Annotated in this window: 21 protein-coding genes; 15 read left to right on the plus strand and 6 right to left on the minus strand. The window is 58.4% G+C overall.

Annotated elements, in window-relative coordinates; genetic code table 11:
- Positions 1-81: 81 nt before the first annotated feature.
- On the minus strand, positions 82-435 hold the full coding sequence (locus QRN55_RS09460) for a nuclear transport factor 2 family protein (RefSeq protein ID WP_111838102.1): 354 nt from the start codon (positions 433-435) through the stop codon (positions 82-84).
- A 302-nt stretch (positions 436-737) separates the two neighbouring features.
- Here QRN55_RS09460 and QRN55_RS09465 point away from each other — a divergent pair, with 302 nt between their 5' ends.
- Positions 738-1,340, plus strand: coding sequence for a J domain-containing protein (locus tag QRN55_RS09465; protein ID WP_111838103.1), 603 nt, complete (start codon positions 738-740; stop codon positions 1,338-1,340).
- A 13-nt stretch (positions 1,341-1,353) separates the two neighbouring features.
- Here QRN55_RS09465 and QRN55_RS09470 read toward each other — a convergent pair whose 3' ends face one another.
- The 4 genes from QRN55_RS09470 to hemB form a co-directional block, all read right to left on the minus strand.
- Positions 1,354-1,920: a DUF922 domain-containing Zn-dependent protease gene (locus tag QRN55_RS09470; protein WP_284776633.1), complete on the minus strand. Its 567-nt coding sequence runs from the start codon at positions 1,918-1,920 to the stop codon at positions 1,354-1,356.
- An 87-nt stretch (positions 1,921-2,007) separates the two neighbouring features.
- Positions 2,008-2,766, minus strand: coding sequence for an arginyltransferase (locus QRN55_RS09475; protein WP_112498804.1), 759 nt, complete (start codon positions 2,764-2,766; stop codon positions 2,008-2,010).
- A gap of 137 nt (positions 2,767-2,903) precedes the next feature.
- Positions 2,904-3,362 (minus strand): RDD family protein, encoded by a 459-nt coding sequence (locus QRN55_RS09480; protein WP_111838106.1) that lies wholly within the window; start codon positions 3,360-3,362, stop codon positions 2,904-2,906.
- 65 nt (positions 3,363-3,427) lie between these two features.
- Positions 3,428-4,441: a porphobilinogen synthase gene (hemB, locus tag QRN55_RS09485; protein WP_284776513.1), complete on the minus strand. Its 1,014-nt coding sequence runs from the start codon at positions 4,439-4,441 to the stop codon at positions 3,428-3,430.
- A gap of 366 nt (positions 4,442-4,807) precedes the next feature.
- On the opposite strand from hemB, the gene QRN55_RS09490 reads away from it, so the two are divergent.
- From QRN55_RS09490 to QRN55_RS09540, 11 genes are all read left to right on the plus strand, one after another.
- Positions 4,808-5,245: a DUF6163 family protein gene (locus QRN55_RS09490; RefSeq protein WP_162694384.1), complete on the plus strand. Its 438-nt coding sequence runs from the start codon at positions 4,808-4,810 to the stop codon at positions 5,243-5,245.
- 232 nt (positions 5,246-5,477) lie between these two features.
- Entirely contained in the window at positions 5,478-5,987 is a 510-nt protein-coding gene (gene ldtR / locus QRN55_RS09495; protein WP_173645921.1) for a transcriptional regulator LdtR, read from the plus strand.
- A gap of 312 nt (positions 5,988-6,299) precedes the next feature.
- Positions 6,300-7,631 (plus strand): L,D-transpeptidase family protein, encoded by a 1,332-nt coding sequence (locus tag QRN55_RS09500; RefSeq protein ID WP_111838110.1) that lies wholly within the window; start codon positions 6,300-6,302, stop codon positions 7,629-7,631.
- A gap of 180 nt (positions 7,632-7,811) precedes the next feature.
- Positions 7,812-9,101, plus strand: coding sequence for a serine hydroxymethyltransferase (glyA, locus tag QRN55_RS09505; RefSeq protein ID WP_112498807.1), 1,290 nt, complete (start codon positions 7,812-7,814; stop codon positions 9,099-9,101).
- 14 nt (positions 9,102-9,115) lie between these two features.
- Positions 9,116-9,595, plus strand: coding sequence for a transcriptional regulator NrdR (nrdR, locus tag QRN55_RS09510; RefSeq protein ID WP_045228943.1), 480 nt, complete (start codon positions 9,116-9,118; stop codon positions 9,593-9,595).
- A gap of 4 nt (positions 9,596-9,599) precedes the next feature.
- On the plus strand, positions 9,600-10,850 hold the full coding sequence (gene ribD / locus QRN55_RS09515) for a bifunctional diaminohydroxyphosphoribosylaminopyrimidine deaminase/5-amino-6-(5-phosphoribosylamino)uracil reductase RibD (protein ID WP_284776514.1): 1,251 nt from the start codon (positions 9,600-9,602) through the stop codon (positions 10,848-10,850).
- Complete coding sequence (locus QRN55_RS09520; RefSeq protein ID WP_284776515.1) at positions 10,850-11,467, plus strand: riboflavin synthase; 618 nt, start codon at positions 10,850-10,852, stop codon at positions 11,465-11,467. The genes ribD and QRN55_RS09520 overlap by 1 nt, the downstream gene beginning before the upstream one ends.
- Positions 11,468-11,615: 148 nt before the next feature.
- Positions 11,616-12,062, plus strand: coding sequence for a 6,7-dimethyl-8-ribityllumazine synthase (gene ribH / locus QRN55_RS09525; RefSeq protein ID WP_431355618.1), 447 nt, complete (start codon positions 11,616-11,618; stop codon positions 12,060-12,062).
- 4 nt (positions 12,063-12,066) lie between these two features.
- Positions 12,067-12,564 carry a transcription antitermination factor NusB gene (nusB, locus tag QRN55_RS09530; RefSeq protein ID WP_111838450.1) on the plus strand — a complete coding sequence of 166 codons (498 nt, stop codon included), beginning with the start codon at positions 12,067-12,069 and terminating at the stop codon, positions 12,562-12,564.
- A 17-nt stretch (positions 12,565-12,581) separates the two neighbouring features.
- Positions 12,582-13,805 carry an MFS transporter gene (locus QRN55_RS09535; protein ID WP_284776516.1) on the plus strand — a complete coding sequence of 408 codons (1,224 nt, stop codon included), beginning with the start codon at positions 12,582-12,584 and terminating at the stop codon, positions 13,803-13,805.
- Positions 13,806-14,003: 198 nt separating this feature from the next.
- The gene (locus QRN55_RS09540; protein WP_284776517.1) at positions 14,004-16,142 is read left to right on the plus strand and encodes a sodium-translocating pyrophosphatase; all 2,139 of its coding nucleotides are present in this window, start codon (positions 14,004-14,006) and stop codon (positions 16,140-16,142) included.
- 319 nt (positions 16,143-16,461) lie between these two features.
- On the opposite strand, the gene QRN55_RS09545 is transcribed toward QRN55_RS09540, so the two are convergent.
- A complete protein-coding gene (locus tag QRN55_RS09545; RefSeq protein WP_112498813.1) occupies positions 16,462-17,001 on the minus strand; it encodes an outer membrane protein assembly factor BamE in 540 nt (179 codons plus the stop codon).
- Between the two features lie 275 nt (positions 17,002-17,276).
- Between QRN55_RS09545 and QRN55_RS09550 the strand changes: the two genes are divergently transcribed.
- The 3 genes from QRN55_RS09550 to plsX all read left to right on the plus strand — a co-directional run bounded on the left by QRN55_RS09550 (position 17,277) and on the right by plsX (position 19,549).
- The gene (locus QRN55_RS09550) at positions 17,277-17,825 is read left to right on the plus strand and encodes a ubiquinol-cytochrome C chaperone family protein (protein WP_284776518.1); all 549 of its coding nucleotides are present in this window, start codon (positions 17,277-17,279) and stop codon (positions 17,823-17,825) included.
- Positions 17,825-18,388 (plus strand): YceD family protein, encoded by a 564-nt coding sequence (locus QRN55_RS09555; protein WP_111838118.1) that lies wholly within the window; start codon positions 17,825-17,827, stop codon positions 18,386-18,388. Before QRN55_RS09550 ends, QRN55_RS09555 begins: the two co-directional genes overlap by 1 nt.
- 99 nt (positions 18,389-18,487) lie before the next feature.
- A complete protein-coding gene (plsX, locus tag QRN55_RS09560) occupies positions 18,488-19,549 on the plus strand; it encodes a phosphate acyltransferase PlsX (protein ID WP_111838119.1) in 1,062 nt (353 codons plus the stop codon).
- The last annotated feature ends 2 nt before the right edge of the window (positions 19,550-19,551 follow it).

Genomic DNA, 19,551 nt, shown 5'->3' on the forward strand with positions numbered 1-19,551 from the left:
GGTGGAATTATCAGATTCTCTGGTGGTGTAAAGCAGAAATTCTGTCTGCGCGTGAAAAAAGTTGGGGGTGGGGTGCTTGGGTTATTCCTGTAGGGCGTAGAGTTTGTGGATGATAGTCCAGTTTTTGTCGCGTTCCAGCAGACAGAGATATTCGGAAAAATGCATGCCGGCGAAGCGGTTGGTGAGTTTGACGGAGGCGGTGTCGCCGGTGCGGTCTATTCCGTGGATTTCGTGGTCGGGTTGATGTTCCTGCAGGCCGCTGCCTGCGGAGCGGATCTGGTGGATGAAGTCTTCCAGCGATAGCCACTCGGTGGCGCCTTCGTAATTGCCGACGATGCTGGCGCGCGGGTCGAAGACTTCGCGCAGCAGGCTGGCATCGCCGTAGCTCATGGCCTGCACGTAGTCGGTTACCGTTTGGGTAATGGTTTCTGCCATGGCGTGATCCTCCCTCCAGAAGTTTACGCTAATCTACACCGGTTTTATGGGCTGCGCTATAATCCGAAAGGCCTGCCTGGATGGTGTATGGCGAGCGGTTTTTCGGTTCTGCCATGCGCTGGACAAATTTGCGGGCAATGGCGTAGCGCGGCTGGTGAATGCTGGCGGGTGATGTTGTTTTACGTTCAAAACCTCATGCAAGGGGTGCCTTGGGCGGCTAAAATTGCGTATGATCCCTTTATGGTGCTGGCCGCTTGGTGTGGGCGAGGGCTGTTTTCGAGAATGCGAGTGCGGGTGTTTCGGTGATCGATCCTTATGTTTTGCTGGGTGTTGAGCGCGATGCCGATGAGGCGGCGATCAAGTCTGCCTATCGCAAGGTGGCTAAAAGCGCGCACCCCGACAGCGGTGGCGATGCCGATCAGTTCGCGAAGCTGCAACTGGCCTATGAGTTGCTGAAAGACCCTGTGCGCCGCCGGGTGTTCGATGACACGGGCTATGATCCGCAACTGGCCGATGCCAAGGACCTCAAGGGTTTGCTGATGCTGGAAACGCTGGTCAACGAGTTCATTCTGGATGAGCGCGAGCCGGGCAGCTTCGATCCCGTCGCGGCCATGCGGCGCAAGCTGACGGACGATATTCTGAAGAGCCGTTTTCATATTCTGGAGCTGGAGCGTCACCGTGCCCGCGTGCGCAAGCACATGGACCGTATTGGCCGCAGGCCGGAAACGGATGTGCTTGGCTCGATGCTGCGGGCGCGCAGCCAGTCCATCGCCGATGCCATTCGCAACGCCGAGACGCAGATCGAGGTCATCGAGCAGGCCTATACGATGCTGGAAGGCTATTCCTATGAACTGGAGATCGCCATTCTGGCAGAGCCGGTTCTGAAGGGCGAGGCGGCGGAGTAGTGAGCCTTTGTCCTCAAGGGCCGTTGACCAGTGTCAGAATCAACTGATGCACCGCGCCGCCGTTTGATAACTCATCCTTGTCGAAATCACGCCCGCGCTGGCGCTGCTCGTCCGAGAGCTCGCCCAGCCGTTGCTGGAGAACGACGCGCACCTTCTGGCATTTCGGATCGTCCTCGGCCCGAAGGCCAACGCTGAAGGCTTCGATCTTTTTGACCATTTCGAGAATGTGCTGGCCGTGAACGCGCTCGTGTTTTTCGACGCCTGCGATGAAGCGTTGCCAGCTTGCGGCGACATCTGGTGGCAGTTTTGCCGGTGCTTTCGGCCAAGTGTAGATAATAGTGAGATTGGGGCGGGCGGTTGCCAGCACGCAGGCACCGTCTGGCTGGGGGCGGTAATCGCGCCGCCATGTCAGCTTGAAAGTGGTGTGTGCCACGGCCTGAACACCGGCCTGCGGCCCACGCTCACCGATGGATCGGTAGAGATCGATGCCGGAACTGCCTGTGATGGCGTAGGTCTTGATCTGCTCGGAAGGTTTCCAGCTGGCCATTTGCGCATGGGCGAAAGGCGTGGCTATGGTCATCAGCGCGGCGGTGAGCAGAGCTGTCTTAAAGGATTTCGGCACTGAAACGTCCTGCTGTTCTGGCATTATATCGGGAAGGTGGCCTGTTCAGACCTGCTCGGGCTCGTAGAGTTCCCAGCCGCGCGGAGTCAGGTGTTCCTGCGGGTGGTAGCGCACCTTGTAGCCCATTTTCTCCGAGCCGTTGACCCAGTAACCAAGATAGACATGCGGCAGGCCAAGCGTGCGAGTACGGGCGATGTGATCGAGAATGAGGAAGGTGCCGAGCGAGCGTTTCTCATAGTCGGGGTTGAAGAAGGAATAGACCATGGACAGGCCGTCGCTCATCGTGTCCGTCAGCGCTACGGCGATCAGCTCGCCGCGCTTGCTGTCATCGATGCCAGCACCCGGCTCGCGCTTGCGATACTCGATGATGCGGGTGTTGACGTGCGTGTCTTCCACCATGACGGCATAGTCCAGCGCCGACATATCCGACATGCCGCCGGATTGATGGCGGTGGTCGAGATAGCGGCGGAAGAGGGAAAACTGCTCGGTGGAGGGTTCAGACTGGTGAACCGTTGCCACGAGGTCGTTGTTGTGGCTGAGAACGCGGCGCATGGACTTGGTGGGCACGAAACGATCAACCAGAATGCGTACGGAAACACAGGCGCGACAGGTTTCGCAGGCCGGGCGATAGGCGATGTTCTGGGAGCGACGGAAACCGCCCTGGGTCAGCAGGTCGTTCATTTCGGTCGCGCGAGGACCGACAAGATGCGTGAAAACCTTCCGCTCCAACTGGCCGGGCAGATAGGGGCAGGTGGCCGGAGCTGTCAGATAAAATTGCGGAGAAGGCGTCGCCTGCGTGTTCATCGAACCCTGATCGCTCCCTTCGCCCGTCAAGACCTTGGTACCAGAATGGCAAAAAGCCCTGAAACGTCAACTGGCAGATGGGGGTTGCACATCAAATTGAGGCAGCCCATGCGACTTTCCTTATATGAGCGTGTCAATCAAGTCGTTCGGACCATGACGGTGCCCATCAGAAAGTCGTGCAGCAGCCGCGAACGTTCCGTAAAGAGGCCTGCCAGCAGGATCAATGGCGTCAGGACCGAGTTCAGAATCCAGAAAAGCGCGATATGCATCGTGGACAGCAGGAAGTCGATTCGCCGACCGTTCGTTCGCGCCATTGCAAGGCCCATGGCGCGCATGCCGGGCGTTGCCTGGGCGGAACTGCCCAGCGTCAGGCCGAAGTACAGCACGGCAACGACGAAGATGAGGATCGGATAGAGGGCGAAGCCGAGACCGAGCGTGATGACACCGAGAAAGAAGACGATCACGGCGGCCGGAATGCACAGCAGAGCAACGATGATGTAATCGATGATGAAGGCGAACACGCGGCGGCTTAGCACGCCGCTATAGGCGCGCCAGTCTTCGGTGGGTACATATGTCGTATTCGGGTCGAGTGTCATCGACGGGTTCTCCTGTTCGCAAAATTATATGGTGTGGAAAACCGTGCAATGCAATGAGCCGTAGCTCAACCCTTTGCGAGCTTCTTTGCGGCCTCGATCGCGAAGTAGGTCAAGATGCCATCGCATCCTGCGCGCTTGAAACAGAGCAGGGTTTCCATCATCACCCGTTCGCCGTCTATCCAGCCCTGCATGGCGGCTGCCTTGATCTGGGTGTATTCGCCGGAGACCTGATAGGCGAAGGTCGGAAGGCCAAAGGCTTCCTTCAGGCGCCAACAGATGTCGAGATAGGGCAGGCCGGGTTTGACCATCAGCATATCGGCGCCTTCTTCCACGTCGAGCGCCGCGTCGCGCATGGCTTCCATGCCGTTGGCGGGGTTGATGTAATAGCTGTTCTTGTCACCCTTCAGCAGGCCGCTGGTGCAGATCGCCTCGCGGTAGGGACCGTAAAAGCCGGAAGAAAACTTGGTGGCGTAGGCCATGATGCCGACATTCTGGTGGCCTGCAGCATCCAGCCCGCGACGGATGGCGCCGATGCGGCCATCCATCATCTCTGAGGGGGAAATGATATCGGCACCTGCATCCGCCTGCATGATCGAGGCCTTAACGACCTGATCCACGGTCTCGTCGTTGAGGATATCGTCACCGCGCAAAATGCCGTCATGGCCGTGGCTGGTGAAAGGGTCCAGCGCCACATCGGTGATGACGCCGATGTTGCGGACGGATCGCTTGATGGCGACGGTGGCCTGATTGATGAGGTTATTGGCCTCCAGCGACTGAGATCCAGTCTCGTCGCGCAGATTCATCTCGATGTTGGGGAAGGTCGCGATGGCGGGAATGCCCAGATCAGCTGCTTCCTTCGCGGCCTCCACCAAGCGGTCTACACTCATGCGGTTGACGCCCGGCATGGCGGGAATGGGCTCCACAATGTTGGTGCCCGGCACGATGAAAACCGGCCAGATCAGATCATCCACCGTCAACTGGTTCTCGCGCACCAGCCTGCGCGTCCAGTCTGCCTTGCGGTTTCTGCGCATCCGGCGGTGACCGGTAATGTGATCTACCAGATGGGTCTTGTCGTTCATCATCATGTCCTTCCGTAGCCGGTAATGTCCGCGCGTATGACGCGCGGCACGGCCGTTTTTAGATGCCGACGTATTCTCTTCCTCATTCCTGTGCTTGTCACAGGAATCCAGCCAGCCCAAGTCCTTGGGCTGAGAAGACTCGCTCCGCCGCGCAGACGCGCGACGACTGGATTCCTGTGACAAGCACAGGAATGAGGGCAAGGGGAATGTCGACGTCTAAAAACGGCCCTTGTCGTGTATTGTGCTGCCCATAACACAATGTAACGCACATGCGAATGCGGCAGATCGTTGCGGGGTTTTGACAGTCACCGTGTCGCAGCGCAATATCTGCTGGTCGCGCCCGCAACAGGTCATTATCTTCGCCCCATGGAACCTGATTCTCTCCCTCATCCCAAACGACCTTTCGCGGAAATTCTCTACATCGTCTTTCTGAGACTGGTGGCGCTGTCGTGTTTCTGGTTCGGCCTGCAATATTGGGCGATGCTGACGGGCTATTCGGTGGGCGGGCAGGCGCGGTTCGATATGCTCAACATGCCGTGGCGCGTGGCAGGCACCAGTCTGGCCGTCGTTTTCCCGGTTGCGGCCCTTGGCCTGTGGCTCGGTGCGTCCTGGGGCGCCGTCATGTGGGTCATCGGCGCCGGAACCCAGATCGCCATGTACAGGGTGTGGCCGAATATATTCGGGCACAACACCATGGTACCCATCATGCACGGCATAATCTCAACTGTTTATATACTATTCCAGGTCGCTTTCTGGCTCGATGCACGCCAAAACGACGAACGCTCAAGAATTGATTTACCATAAAATTAAAGCTATTGGGGCCGTTTTTTGGCAGATTTTTCGGCGTAAGCCTTTGAAAAATATAGCCGTGACCGGGGCGATTTTGAATTCGGTACAACCCTCATCAAAAGCGAGACATGCAAGTAACGTTTCATTAATCGTGCATTTTAAGTAGAATTTTATGCGCATTGCTTAGATTTGGTCTCAAGGCGGGAAACAAACAAACACCGCCAAACAAAACAGTGAGGCAGTCATGATCAATAGCAAAGCAAAGCCACAGGCCATCGTTTCCGACGCTCAGGACGAAACCATCCGCTCTCTCTACATGGAATCGCTTCATCTGGTTGAGCGCCTCCACCGCCGCCTTCTCGATGTCATCAAGGACGAGTTCGACCGTCAGGGTCGCGATGATGTCAACGCAGTTCAGGCGCTCCTGCTTTTCAACATCGGCACATCCGAACTGACCGCCGGCGAGCTGCGCTCGCGTGGTTACTACCTCGGCTCCAACGTGTCCTACAACGTCAAGAAGCTGGTAGACCTCGGCTTCATCAACCACCAGCGTTCCCGCATCGACCGCCGCTCGGTTCGCATCAGCCTGACCGAAAAGGGCCAGGACATCGCAGAAACCGTTGCAGGCCTCTATGAGCGCCACATCGGCTCCATCGAAAAAGTCGGCGGCATCGGCACCGGCGAGTTCGCAGAAATGAACAAGATGCTCCAGCGTCTGGACCGTTTCTGGAACGACTCGATCGCTTACCGCCTGTAATCGATCGGCAATATCGTATCATCAAGCAAAGCCGGATGTGGGGGCGCATCCGGCTTGTTGCATTTTTGTGCGCTGCAATCGCAAAATCACCTGGCAACACGGGTTCGTGAGGCGCCATCAGGTGACACGAATTGGCCATATTGGTATGGGACCGCCACATGCTAGGAGCCGGCGGTTTCTCCTGTGTTCGCGTCATGCGTCATCCATCGTTCGCATAGAGTTCTTCCTGCCGGCAGGCGCGTCCATACGTGTTTGTTAACGATGTTGTTTTAGGCGTTGTTTATGATGCCTGATAAGTGGCTGGTAGGTAAAATGACAAAGAAAATCGTCCCCGAAGTTGTTTCACGGCGCGCCATGTTGCGCTCTGCCGTTTCCCTCGGCGCTGTGGCTCTGGCCGCGCCCGCATTTGCGCAGGATGCGTTCAACGATCTCATCGGATCGTCGCGTCGTGGTAACTGGGACGATCAGTTCGATGCCAACTCTTCGCGCGCCGCTGCCGGTGTTGCGTCCAACACCCCGGTTCTGAGCCCCGAATCGCCCGGCTTCGTGCAGCAGGCGATGATGCAGTATCAGCAGATCGTTTCCAACGGCGGCTGGCCGGAAGTACCGCCAAGCCAACAGAAACTTCAGATCGGCGTCAGCGATCCATCCATTCAGGCCCTGCGCCAGCGTCTGATGATCTCCGGCGACCTGCCGCGTGAAGCCGGTATTTCCAGCGCATTCGATTCCTATGTCGATGGTGCCTTGAAGCGCTTCCAGGCGCGCCACGGCCTTCCGGCTGACGGCGTTATCGGTGAATACACCTTGAAGGCGCTGAATGTTTCCGCACAGATCCGTCTGGGGCAGCTTCAGACCAACCTTGTTCGCATCAACACCATGTCGGGCGATCTCGGCCCGCGCCACGTGATGGTGAATATTCCGGCAGCGTCCATCGAAGCAGTCGAGAACAACCGCGTCGTGTTGCGCAATACGGCTGTCGTTGGCAAGGATACGCGCCCGACCCACATCATCAACTCCAAGATTTACGAGATCATTCTCAACCCTTACTGGACGGCTCCGCGCTCGATCATCGAAAAGGACATCGTGCCTTTGATGCAGAAGGACCCGACCTATCTGGAGCGCAACAATATCCGTCTTCTGGATGGCCGTGGGCAGGAAGTGTCGCCGACGACGATCGACTGGAACGCGCCGAAGGCACCGAACCTGATGTTCCGTCAGGACCCGGGCAAGAACAACGCCATGTCCTCGACTAAGATCAACTTCCACAACCCGAATAACGAATACATGCACGACACGCCGCAGCAAGGCCTGTTCAACAAGCTGATGCGCTTCGAGTCGTCCGGCTGTGTTCGCGTTCAGAACGTTCGCGACCTGACATCGTGGATGCTGCGTGACACGCCCGGCTGGTCGCGTCAGGAAATCGAACGGGTCATCGCCACTCGCGTCAACACGCCGATCAAGCTGGCGCAGGAAATTCCGGTGTATTTCGTTTACATCACGGCATGGTCGACACGCGATGGCGTCGTCCAGTTCCGCGACGACATCTACAGCAAGGACGGCAATGCCGAACTGGCGCTGAACACCACCTATACGCAGGAGCAGCCTTCCGGCTCCATCGATGACGATCTGTTGCCGCGCAACTGATCTGCCACATCAGACCTGTCAAAAGCCGCGTTTTTCGAAGCGCGGCTTTTTTGTTTGGGGCTTGGATGGAATATTTCCGCTGAAGGTCGCAGTTTGACGGGCAAATCTCGCAGGCTGTCTTGCTCTTGAAAGGGCAGGGCGTTAAGACGCCATCGCATGACTGTCTCAGGAGCTATCATCATGACGAATACAGATGCCTTCTTCTCCCGCCCGCTTGCCGACGCTGATCCCGATATCTTCGGCGCGATCGAGAAGGAGCTGGGTCGTCAGCGCCACGAAATCGAGCTGATCGCTTCTGAGAACATCGTTTCCCGCGCCGTTCTGGAAGCGCAGGGTTCGATCATGACCAACAAATATGCCGAGGGCTATCCGGGCAAGCGCTATTACGGCGGCTGCCAGTTCGTGGATATTGCGGAAGAGCTGGCCATTGAGCGCGCCAAGAAGCTGTTCGGTGTGAACTTTGCCAACGTTCAGCCAAACTCCGGTTCACAGATGAACCAGGCCGTATTCCTCGCGCTGCTTCAGCCGGGCGATACCTTCATGGGTCTCGACCTCAATTCCGGTGGTCACCTGACGCACGGTTCTCCGGTCAACATGTCCGGCAAATGGTTCAACGTCGTGTCCTATGGCGTGCGCGAAGGCGACAACCTGCTGGATATGGACGAAGTCGAGCGCAAGGCCAAGGAAACCAAGCCGAAGCTCATTCTGGCTGGTGGCACGGCTTACTCCCGCGTCTGGGACTGGAAGCGTTTCCGCGAGATTGCCGATGAAGTCGGCGCCTACCTGATGGTCGACATGGCGCATATTGCCGGTCTCGTTGCCGGTGGCCAGCATCCATCGCCATTCCCGCATTGCCACGTTGCCACGACGACGACCCACAAGTCGCTTCGCGGCCCACGCGGTGGTATGATCCTGACCAATGACGAGGATCTGGCCAAGAAGTTCAACTCGGCTGTTTTCCCCGGCCTTCAGGGTGGGCCGCTGATGCACGTCATCGCCGCAAAGGCTGTTGCCTTCGGTGAAGCGCTTCAGCCTGAGTTCAAGGACTACGCCGCACAGGTCGTCAAGAACGCCAAGGCACTTGCCGAAACGCTGGTCGAAGGCGGTCTGGACGTGGTGTCCGGCGGCACCGACAACCACCTGATGCTGGTCGATCTTCGCAAGAAGAACGCCACCGGCAAGCGGGCGGAAGCAGCACTCGGTCGCGCCTACATCACCTGCAACAAGAACGGCATTCCGTTCGACCCTGAAAAGCCGTTCGTGACATCGGGCGTTCGCCTCGGCACTCCGGCTGGTACGACACGTGGCTTCAAGGAAGCGGAATTCCGCGAAATCGGCAAGCTGATCGTCGAGACGTTGGATGGCCTCAAGGCTGCCAACTCCGATGAAGGCAATGCCAGCGTCGAAGCTGCGGTTCGTGAAAAGGTCGTCGCAATGACGGACCGTTTCCCGATGTACCCATATCTATAAGAGGGATGTGAGCGATGCGCTGCCCTTTTTGCGGCTCGGAAGATACGCAGGTCAAGGACTCGCGTCCGGCGGAGGATAACACCTCTATTCGCCGGCGGCGCATCTGCCCGGATTGCGGCGGTCGCTTCACGACCTATGAGCGCGTGCAGTTGCGCGAGCTGATGGTCATCAAAAAGAGCGGTCGCAAGCTGCCCTTCGACCGTGAAAAGCTGGTGCGATCCTTCGAGATCGCACTGCGCAAGCGCCCGGTGGACCGTGACCGCATAGAGCGGGCGGTGTCCGGCATTGCGCGTCGCCTGGAAAGCTCTGGCGAGACGGAAATTCCATCGGAAGAAATCGGTTTGCAGGTGCTGGAAGCGCTGAAGGGTCTCGATGACGTGGCCTTCGTTCGCTATGCCTCGGTCTATCGCGACTTCAGCCATGCCGAAGATTTCGAGAACGTGATTGCCGAGATCAACGCCAAGATTGCGCGTGATACGGACGCCGGAGCGTAGACCCGTGACGACCCGCGCCGATGATGAACGGTTCATGGCACGGGCAATCGAGATTTCCCGCAGCCATACAGGCCTCACAGATACCAACCCCTCCGTCGGCTGCGTTCTCGTCAAACATGGCGAGATCATCGCGGAAGCCGTGACGGCGATTGGCGGACGCCCGCATGCGGAGCGTCAGGCACTGGAGATCGCAGGCGAGGCGGCGAGGGGTGCTACGGCCTATGTCACGCTCGAACCATGCTCCCATTTCGGCAGAACACCGCCCTGCGCCAACGCGCTGGTGGATTTCGGCGTCGCCCGCGTGGTTGTCGCCGTCGATGACCCGGACGAGCGGGTTTCCGGGCGTGGCTACCAGATTTTACGCGATGCTGGGATTGCGGTCGAAACCGGCTTGCTGCGCCGTGAGGGCGAGCGTTTGATGTCCGGATATCTCACGCGGAAGATGAAGAAACGTTCGCATGTGGTTTTAAAAATTGCAATTTCTGCGGATGGTATGATTGGCCGGGTTGGGGAAGGGCAGGTAGCGATCACCGGGCCGGAATCGCGGCAGGCCGTGCATGAGCTGCGGGCGCGATGCGATGCCATCCTCGTTGGGATTGGTACGGCGCTGGCCGATGACCCGGAGTTGACGGTGCGGATTGCAGGGCTTGAGCATCGCTCGCCGGTGCGGATTGTGCTGGACCGGCGGTTGGAGTTGCCTGTGGGGTCTAAGCTGGTGCGGACGGCTGGGGATGTGGGTGTTGTGGTGGCGGTGGTTGAGGCGAAGACCCCCTCTGCCCTGCCGGGCATCTCCCCCACAAGGGGGGAGACAGACCAGCCTCAAGCGTCTAAGACTATCTCAGCCCTCGTATCCCAGTCTGCAACAACAAATACTGAGCAAGGCATCACTCCGAGTCTCTCCCCCCTTGTGGGGGAGATGGCCGGCAGGCCAGAGGGGGCTGTTGCCCACAAACGCCAACACCTCGAAGCCTCGGGCGTCGAAATCCTGGAAGTCCCAGACCTCGCCATTCTCCTCACCATTCTCGCCAACCGCGGAATGTCCGAACTTCTGGTCGAAGGTGGCGCTCATGTCGCAAAATCCTTCCTTGAAGCTGGCCTCGTGGATCGTATTCTGCTGTTCGAAAGCCCCATGATCATCGGCGCGGGCGGGCTTGAAAGTCCGGTCACCCGGGCCGATATCCCACAGGAATTTACATTTGTTGGCGAAACCGCTTACGGGCCGGATCGCTGTTTTGAATTTGAAAGGCCGCTTTGATGTTTACCGGAATTGTCACCGACGTGGGAACCGTGTCCGAGCTTGAGGCGCTGCCGGAAGGTGTGCGTCTGCGCGTTGCGACGAGCTACGATCCCAAAACCATCGACATCGGCGCATCGATTTCCCATGGCGGTGTGTGCCTGACGGTGACGAAGCTTCCTGAAGAGGGCAGCAACGAGCGCTGGTACGAGGTCGAGGCGTGGGAAGAGGCGCTTCGGCTGACCACCATCGCCAGCTGGACCAAGGACACCCGCGTCAATCTGGAGCGGGCGCTGAAAATCGGTGACGAGCTTGGCGGGCATATCGTATCAGGTCATGTGGATGACAAGGCCGAGATACTATCCATCGAACCGGAAGGCGAGGCGGTGCGCATCCGCCTGCGTGCTCCACAGCATCTGGCGAAATTCGTCGCTCCCAAAGGCTCCATCGCGCTGGATGGCACATCGCTGACGGTAAACGCCGTCAACGGCACGGATTTTGACGTTCTCCTCATCCGCCACACGCTGTCCGTCACCACATGGGGCGACCGTCAGGCTGGTGATTTCGTGAATTTCGAGGTCGATACGATGGCGCGCTATGCGGCTAGGCTCGCGGAATTTCCGACCCAATCTGCCTGACGTAAGGCGCATGACTGGCCTCTGGCAGCACCCGTCGCGGGCGGCGGGTGATCAGCATTGCATTAAAAATACTTGCCAATCGGGGCAAGCCATGGTTTGACCGCGCCAAAAGCCGGGATGATCCGGCGCAGCTTTTCAGGAAATTCCCATGTCCAAGCCTCATCTTCTCATCGTGGAAGCACGTTTTTATGACGATATGGCCGATGCTCTTCTCGATGGCGCGAAGTTTGCGCTCGATGAAGCTGGCGCCACCTATGACATCATCACCGTTCCCGGCGCGCTGGAAATTCCACCTGCGATCGCCATGGCGCTTGATGCTGCTGACGATGAAGGCGCGGAATATGACGGTTTCGTTGCACTTGGCATGGTCATTCGCGGTGAGACCTACCACTTCGACATCGTTTCCAATGAATCCTCGCGCGCGCTGATGGACCTCGCGGTCAGTGAATCGCTTGCAATCGGCAACGGCATCATGACCGTTGAGAACGAAGATCAGGCCTGGGCGCGCGTGCGCCGGTCCGACAAGGACAAGGGTGGCTTTGCAGCCCGCGCTGCCTTGACCATGATCGAACTGAAGAAAAAGCTGGGTGGCTGAAAGCATGAGCAATACCGATAACGGTTCCGAGCCACGCCAGCCTTCCACGAAGCCCGTCAACCAGCGCGGTGCTGCGCGGCTTGCTGCCGTGCAGGCGCTTTACCAGATGGATGTCGGCGGTACCGGCGTGATGGAAGTGGTTGCTGAATACGAGGCGCACCGTCTGGGTCAGGAAGTGGACGGCGAGACCTATCTCAAGGCCGATCCGTCGTGGTTCCGCTCCATCGTGGCGGGCGTCGTGCGTGACCAGACCAAGATCGACCCGCTGGTGCGCTCCGCCCTTCAGGAAGACTGGCCGCTGTCGCGTCTCGACACCACCGTTCGTGCAATCTTACGTGCTGGAACGTTCGAAATTCTGGAGCGCAAGGACGTTCCGGTCGCGGTGATCGTGACCGAATATGTCGAGATTGCCCGGGCGTTCTTCGAACATGACGAGCCCAAGTTGGTCAATGCAGTGTTGGACCGCATTGCCAAGCAGATCCGCGGCGAGGTAAAGCGCTAAAAACACACGAGGAAGACATGAGCGCCGTTTCTGTTCCGGGACTTGAACATCAACTGAACGACGCCAAACGCAATGTCTTCCTTTTGACCATGGCGCAGGCCGTCATGGGATCTGCCGGGCCGCTTAGCTTTTCCGTCGGGGCTCTGGCGGGCTATCAATTGCTGGGCGCGGACAAATCGCTGGCAACGGCACCGCTGACGGGTTTCAACGTCGGCGTTGCCGTTGGCGCCATCGCGGTGGCTTTCGCCGCCCGCTTTCTGGGCCGCAAGACGGGCTTCATTTTAGGCGCGCTGCTTTGCTCCACCGGGGGAGGGCTTGCGTCACTTGCGCTGTTTCGTGCCGACTTCTGGCTGTTTGCGTTCGGCTTGCTTCTGATCGGCGTTGCCGGTGGCTTTACCCAGAAAATCCGCTTTGCTGCTGCGGACGCATCTCCCTCTTTCTACAAGCCCAAGGCCATTTCCTGGATTTTGGCAGGCGGGGTGATTTCCGCCATTCTCGGCCCGCAACTGGCCATTTTCGGCAAGGATGCGTTCGAACCCGTGTTGTTTGCCGGTGCTTTCATGGCGCTCATTCCTCTGGGGCTCATCGCTGCTGCCGTTTTTTCCTTTCTCAAACTTCCCGAATTGCGCAGCGTATCCGCGATCTCCGAACCGGCGCGACCCCTAAGAGAGATCGTTCTCACGCATCGTTTCATGACCGGTATGATCTGCGGCATCGGTTCCTATGCGCTGATGACATTCATGATGATCGGAGCGCCGTTGGCAATGGTCATCGGCTGCGGCTTTCCCAGCGAAATGGCGACGCTCGGCATTCAGTGGCACGTGCTGGCCATGTTCGGCCCGAGTTTCTTCACCGGCATGCTGATTTCCCGTTTCGGCGCGGAGAAGGTCGTGGCTGCAGGGCTTCTGGTTCTGATGGCCTGTGCCGTGGTTGCGCATATGGGCATTGAACTCTGGAATTTCTGGGCGGCGCTCATTCTTTTAGGCATGGGCTGGAACTTCGGTTTCATCGGCGCGACATCCATCGTGTCTTCCAGCTATCGCCCGCATGAAGCGGACAAGGTGCAGGGCTTTCACGATATCATCCTGTTCGGCACCGTCGCGCTGTCGTCCTTTGCCTCGGGGCAGGTGTTCACAACATGGGGCTGGTCGGTCATGAACCTCGTGATATGGCCAGTCGCAGGTACATGCCTCCTGCTTATTCTTTTCCTTTTTCTAAAACAAAAGCGAAAACCACTCTGAATCAGAGTGATAAGATTTCCGCCAGTCATCTTCGCACTTGACGCGGCGGGTTTTGCCAACGCATCTTTGCCGCGCAAGCCGTTCGTCCTTGGAGGAGAATGAGCGGCTTACCTCGGCGTCAGGGCTTGGTTTCTCGCGCCGCGCATGGTTTCGCCCGCCGGGAAGGGAGTGAGCCCGGCACATAGGAGGTAAGTGCGAATGACCGTTATTGCATTGGTAATTTTATGCGGTGTCCTGTCCGTGGTTTACGCGGTCTGGGCAACGAAAAGCGTTCTGGATGCCGATCAGGGCACCGCGCGCATGCAAGAAATAGCAGGCTACATCCGCGAGGGCGCGCAGGCGTATCTCACCCGTCAATATCTTACCATTGCAATCGTCGGTATCATCGTCGCAATCGCCGTCTGGTTCCTGCTCTCGCCGGAAGCCTCTATCGGTTTCATCATCGGTGCCGTCCTGTCAGGTGCTGCCGGTTTCGTCGGTATGCATGTCTCGGTGCGTGCCAATCTGCGCACCGCGCAGGCCGCATCCCACAGCCTGGCCGCAGGTCTGGACATCGCGTTCAAATCCGGCGCCATCACCGGCATGCTGGTGGCCGGTCTCGCGCTCCTGGGTGTGTCCATCTATTATCTGGTGCTGACGGCAGGCCTTGGCCATGCCACGGGCTCGCGTGAAGTCATCGATGCGCTGGTGTCACTCGGCTTCGGCGCGTCGCTGATCTCCATCTTCGCCCGGCTTGGTGGCGGTATCTTCACCAAGGGTGCGGATGTGGGCGGCGATCTCGTCGGCAAGGTTGAGGCGGGTATTCCAGAGGATGATCCACGCAACCCTGCCACCATTGCGGACAATGTCGGCGACAACGTCGGCGATTGCGCTGGCATGGCGGCGGATCTGTTCGAGACCTACGCGGTCTCAGTCGTCGCGACCATGGTTCTCGCTGCGATCTTCTTTGCCGGTGCGCCTGTGCTCGAAAGCGCGATGCTCTATCCGCTGGCCATCTGCGGCGTGTGCATCCTGACGTCGATTGCAGGGACATTCTTCGTCAAACTTGGCACCAACAATTCCATCATGGGCGCGCTCTACAAGGGCCTGATCGCAACCGGCGTCTTTTCCGTCGCGGGTCTGGCGGCAGCTACGTCGCTCACCATCGGTTGGGGAACCATCGGCACGGTGGCCGGACAGGACATTACCGGCACCAACCTGTTCTTCTGCGGCCTTCTGGGGCTTCTCGTTACCGCACTGATCGTGGTCATTACCGAATACTATACCGGCACCAACAAGCGCCCGGTCAATTCCATCGCGCAGGCCTCCGTCACGGGGCACGGCACCAACGTCATTCAGGGGCTTGCCGTCTCGCTCGAGTCGACTGCTCTGCCTGCCATCGTCATCGTCGGTGGCATCATCTCGACCTATCAGCTCGCAGGCCTGTTCGGCACGGGTATCGCCGTGACGGCTATGTTGGGGCTTGCGGGCATGATTGTGGCCCTCGATGCCTTCGGCCCTGTCACAGACAATGCCGGTGGAATTGCGGAAATGGCGGGTCTCGACCCGGATGTCCGCAAGGCGACGGATGCGCTGGATGCCGTGGGGAACACCACCAAGGCGGTGACCAAGGGTTACGCTATCGGCTCGGCTGGCCTTGGCGCGCTGGTTCTGTTTGCGGCCTATTCCAACGACCTTGCCTACTTTGCGGCCAATGGCGATCTCTATCCCTACTTCAAGGATATCGGCGAGATTTCCTTCAGCCTCTCCAACCCCTATGTCGTCGCAGGCCTGCTGTTCGGCGGCATGATCCCCTACCTCTTCGGCGGCATCGCCATGACGGCTGTCGGCAAGGCTGCGGGCGCCATCGTGGAGGAAGTGCGCCGTCAGTTCCGCGAAAAGCCGGGCATCATGCAGGGCACGGAAAAGCCGGATTACGGCAGAGCGGTGGATCTGCTGACGAAGGCGGCGATCCGCGAAATGATTGTTCCATCGCTGCTGCCGGTTCTGGCTCCGCTGGTTGTCTATTTCGGTGTGCTGCTGATTTCAGGTTCGAAAGCCTCGGCTTTCGCTGCCCTTGGTGCATCGCTGCTGGGTGTGATTATCAACGGTCTGTTCGTGGCGATCTCCATGACATCCGGCGGTGGCGCGTGGGACAACGCCAAGAAAAGCTTCGAAGATGGCTTCATCGACAAGGACGGCGTGACGCATATGAAGGGTTCGGATGCGCACAAGGCATCGGTGACCGGGGATACGGTCGGCGATCCCTACAAGGACACGGCTGGTCCCGCTGTTAATCCGGCGATCAAGATCACCAACATCGTGGCGTTGTTGTTGCTGGCTGTGCTGGCGCATTGAGCAAACGCAGGTGAGGGGGTGTGTGAGACGGTCGCAATGCCCCATCCTCTCTTTCACCTCAGACTTGGTCCACTGCTGTCCGGTTTAAATGGGAGGGCAGTTTGGCGGAATACATCCACCGCTGTCACCCCGGCCTTGAGCCGGGGTCTAGCCGACGCGCGTCTGCGCCTCGAGAAAAGTTCTTTCAGCTCAAGGACTTGAGCTGACTGGATACCGGCTCAAGGCCGGTATGACGGAAGTGGAGAGAGCGTCAGCGCAAAACAAAAAAAGGCCCGCGAGAGGATCATCTCGCGGGCCTTTTGCATGTCCGTTTGCTGGATCAGAAGCCGTCGCTGCTACCGCTGGACTGACCCAGGATGCTCTTGGCGATACCCGCGCCTGCCGTGCCGCCGGACAGAAGCTGCTGCAGGAAGGTGAGGTCCTTGCCGCCTGTTGGGGTGGTGCGCGAAATCGTATCGAAGACCTTGCCGTCCTGAAGCGTGTAGTTCGCCTTTTGCGATACGACGCCGTTCTTGTCGAAGTAGATCGCAAGAATGCTCTGCTCGACCAGCTTCGGCTTCATGAAGGCTGCCTTACGCACGCGCTTCTGGGAGATGTAGTAGAAAACTTCGTTGCCGAAGGTGGCGGTGGTCGATGGTGTGCCCATGGTCAGCAACACCTGTTCGCGGCTGGAGCCGACGGGGATCAGTTGCAGCGACTGTTCATCGGCGACATAACCGTTGTGGAAGACGTCGGTGGTGCTGGAGCAGGCCGTCAACAGGCTGGATGCGATGACGATTGCCACGGCAGTCTTGCTCAGAAAACGTGTCTGCGTTGCGGACTTCTGCTTGCTCACCTGCGTTTCCCCGACTGCGATCATGAATGGCACCTTCCGGTATGCTGACGTGTGTACCGCTTCTGTACACATGATTATGTCAATCCGGGGACACAAAACCCCCGCTTCACAAAGGAATGCAATGGCTTCGTGAAAATGACGCTTCCTCCGGCGCTTCTCTTCGACTGTTTCAGCCCAACGATGAACGTGACCTCAACGGCATTGCAATTCTCGGATGCTTCGGTAAACCAGCTTTGGCAATCATGCAACAAGGGCAATGGACGAGACGCGATTTCGTCGATCAATATTCGGAAATTTCGATGGTCTTCGGTCTCTTCAAGAAGAAAAACAGCAATGGCGCGATCGTTGACAGGCAATATACCGCGCTGACGACGGCTGCACGCCAGCCTGACTTCTATCTGCACCTCAATGTGCCCGATACCGTCATGGGCCGTTTCGAGCTTCTGGCGATCGTGATGATTCTGTATTTCCGCCGCACGAAATCGTCTGAAACCAGCGGGCAGGAGATTGCCCAGGAGATCATCGACGCGTTTTTTCAGGATCTGGACCACTCCATGCGCGAGCTGGGCATTGGCGACCAGGGTGTTCCCAAGCGCATGAAGAAATTCGCTGGAATGTTCTACGGTCGTCTCGAATCCTACGCCGCAGCTCTGGATGGTGGGGATGCGCAAGCCCTTGCCGCAGCCCTTGCGCGCAATATATACCCACAGGCAGAAGCGCCGGTCCCTTCGATGGACGGCCTTGCCAACTGGATGATGATGGCGTCCGACGCCCTGTCTGCACAGTCGGAAGACGTGATCGCGACGGGCAATGTGACGCTGCCCGCCCCGGAGTTTAAGAGGTTTTAATGAATTCGCAAAACGCGGCCAATGACGACGTTCCTTTTTCCTACCCCGTCAAGGTAGGCCATATTTCCGCCAATCCCGTCAGGATTCGTCTGTCCGCCAGCGAGGATGAGCTTAAGGCGCTGGCGAAGCTGTGGAATGTGCTGTCCGTTGAATATCTGAAAAGCGAATTGCAGGTCACACGCTGGAAACGCGATGGTGTCAAGATTACCGGGGATGTGAAGGCGGCGTTGACGCAGTCCTGCGTCGTCACACTGGAGCCGGTGGAAAGCGTTCTGGATGAGACGTTCGAGCACATCTTCGTGCCGGAGGGTTCGAAGCTGGCGCGGATGATGACGAATGAGCAGGGCGAAATCGTGCTGGACCCCGATGGTCCCGATACGCCGGACCAGTTCACCGGTGATACGATCGATGTTGGTGCCGTGGTGACGGAGTTTGCGGCGCTTGGCATCGACCCATATCCGCGCAAACCGGATGTGGATTTCGCGGGTTATGGTGAGACAAAGGCGGAAGAGGACAAAAAACCGTCGCCTTTTGCAGCATTGAAGGACTGGAAAAAGGACTGAACGGATCGCATGCGATCGAGAATTCAGTTGTAAGCAGGTGCGGAAACGGTATTTTCGCGCAAAATTTCGCCGCAGGGCGGTAAAAAGGATCAGGGACGAGTGATCAGAATAGCAATTGACGTCATGGGCGGGGATTTTGGCCCTGATGTTGCCATCGCTGGCGCTGCTGCGGCGCTGGACCGTCATAACGATGTGACCTTCCTGCTCTACGGGCAGAAGAGCAAATGCGATCCTATTCTGGCGCAATTTCCTAAGCTTCGGGACAAGTCGCAATTTTTCGATTGCGAAGTTTCCGTTGCCATGGACGAAAAGCCGAGCCAGGCGCTGCGCCGTGGCCGCTACGTCTCCAGCATGTGGCGCGCCATCGAAGCGGTGAAGCTTGGCGAAGCGGATGTGGCTGTTTCTGCTGGTAACACTGGCGCGCTGATGGCCATGGCGAAGTTTTGCCTGCGCACTATGGCGCGTGTGGAACGCCCCGCTATTGCCGGTATATGGCCGACGCTGAAGGGCGAAAGCATCGTTCTGGACGTCGGTGCGACCATCGGCGCGGATTCGCAGCAGCTTCTCGACTTTGCCATCATGGGCGGCGCCATGGCGCGCGCGCTGTTCGACATCGACCGCCCGACGGTTGGACTGCTGAATGTCGGCGTCGAGGAAGTGAAGGGGCAGGAAGAGGTCCGGGAAGCCGGTCGCCTCATTCGCGAAGCCGACCTTGGCACCATCGATTATCGCGGCTTCGTGGAAGGTGACGATATCGGCAAGGGCACCGTGGATGTTGTCGTCACCGAAGGTTTCACCGGCAACATTGCGCTCAAAGCAGCGGAAGGCACGGCAAAACAGATCACCACGCTGTTGCGCGAGGCGATTTCTCGCAGCTTCATCGCCAAGATCGGTTACATCCTGGCCAAGAGCGCATTCGATGTGCTGCGCGAGAAGATGGACCCGCGAAAGGTCAATGGCGGCGTTTTCCTCGGTCTGAACGGCATCGTCATCAAAAGCCATGGCAGCACGGATGCGCTTGGTTTCGCGTCTGCGGTCGATGTGGGCTATGATATGGCCCACAACGGCCTGACAGCAAAAATAGAAAACGATTTGAAAGCATACCACGCAAGACGGCTGCCGCCACCGGCGCCGGAAGCTCTCGTGGTCGATGAGGAATAACG

It is taken from the genome of Agrobacterium sp. lyk4-40-TYG-31, from assembly GCF_030209855.1.
GTDB classification, from domain to species: Bacteria; Pseudomonadota; Alphaproteobacteria; order Rhizobiales; family Rhizobiaceae; genus Agrobacterium; species Agrobacterium vaccinii.

Coding starts and splice junctions, on each gene's coding strand:
- QRN55_RS09520 (WP_284776515.1), top strand. CDS start 10,850: ATGTTTACCGGAATTGTCACCGACGTGGGAACCGTGTCCGAGCTTGAG.
- QRN55_RS09490 (WP_162694384.1), top strand. CDS start 4,808: ATGGAACCTGATTCTCTCCCTCATCCCAAACGACCTTTCGCGGAAATT.
- ribH (WP_431355618.1), top strand. CDS start 11,616: ATGTCCAAGCCTCATCTTCTCATCGTGGAAGCACGTTTTTATGACGAT.
- QRN55_RS09500 (WP_111838110.1), top strand. CDS start 6,300: ATGACAAAGAAAATCGTCCCCGAAGTTGTTTCACGGCGCGCCATGTTG.
- QRN55_RS09460 (WP_111838102.1), bottom strand. CDS start 435: ATGGCAGAAACCATTACCCAAACGGTAACCGACTACGTGCAGGCCATG.
- glyA (WP_112498807.1), top strand. CDS start 7,812: ATGACGAATACAGATGCCTTCTTCTCCCGCCCGCTTGCCGACGCTGAT.
- QRN55_RS09555 (WP_111838118.1), top strand. CDS start 17,825: ATGAATTCGCAAAACGCGGCCAATGACGACGTTCCTTTTTCCTACCCC.
- hemB (WP_284776513.1), bottom strand. CDS start 4,441: ATGAACGACAAGACCCATCTGGTAGATCACATTACCGGTCACCGCCGG.
- QRN55_RS09480 (WP_111838106.1), bottom strand. CDS start 3,362: ATGACACTCGACCCGAATACGACATATGTACCCACCGAAGACTGGCGC.
- QRN55_RS09540 (WP_284776517.1), top strand. CDS start 14,004: ATGACCGTTATTGCATTGGTAATTTTATGCGGTGTCCTGTCCGTGGTT.
- QRN55_RS09550 (WP_284776518.1), top strand. CDS start 17,277: ATGGTCTTCGGTCTCTTCAAGAAGAAAAACAGCAATGGCGCGATCGTT.
- QRN55_RS09475 (WP_112498804.1), bottom strand. CDS start 2,766: ATGAACACGCAGGCGACGCCTTCTCCGCAATTTTATCTGACAGCTCCG.
- nrdR (WP_045228943.1), top strand. CDS start 9,116: ATGCGCTGCCCTTTTTGCGGCTCGGAAGATACGCAGGTCAAGGACTCG.
- QRN55_RS09545 (WP_112498813.1), bottom strand. CDS start 17,001: ATGATCGCAGTCGGGGAAACGCAGGTGAGCAAGCAGAAGTCCGCAACG.
- nusB (WP_111838450.1), top strand. CDS start 12,067: ATGAGCAATACCGATAACGGTTCCGAGCCACGCCAGCCTTCCACGAAG.
- QRN55_RS09470 (WP_284776633.1), bottom strand. CDS start 1,920: ATGACCATAGCCACGCCTTTCGCCCATGCGCAAATGGCCAGCTGGAAA.
- QRN55_RS09535 (WP_284776516.1), top strand. CDS start 12,582: ATGAGCGCCGTTTCTGTTCCGGGACTTGAACATCAACTGAACGACGCC.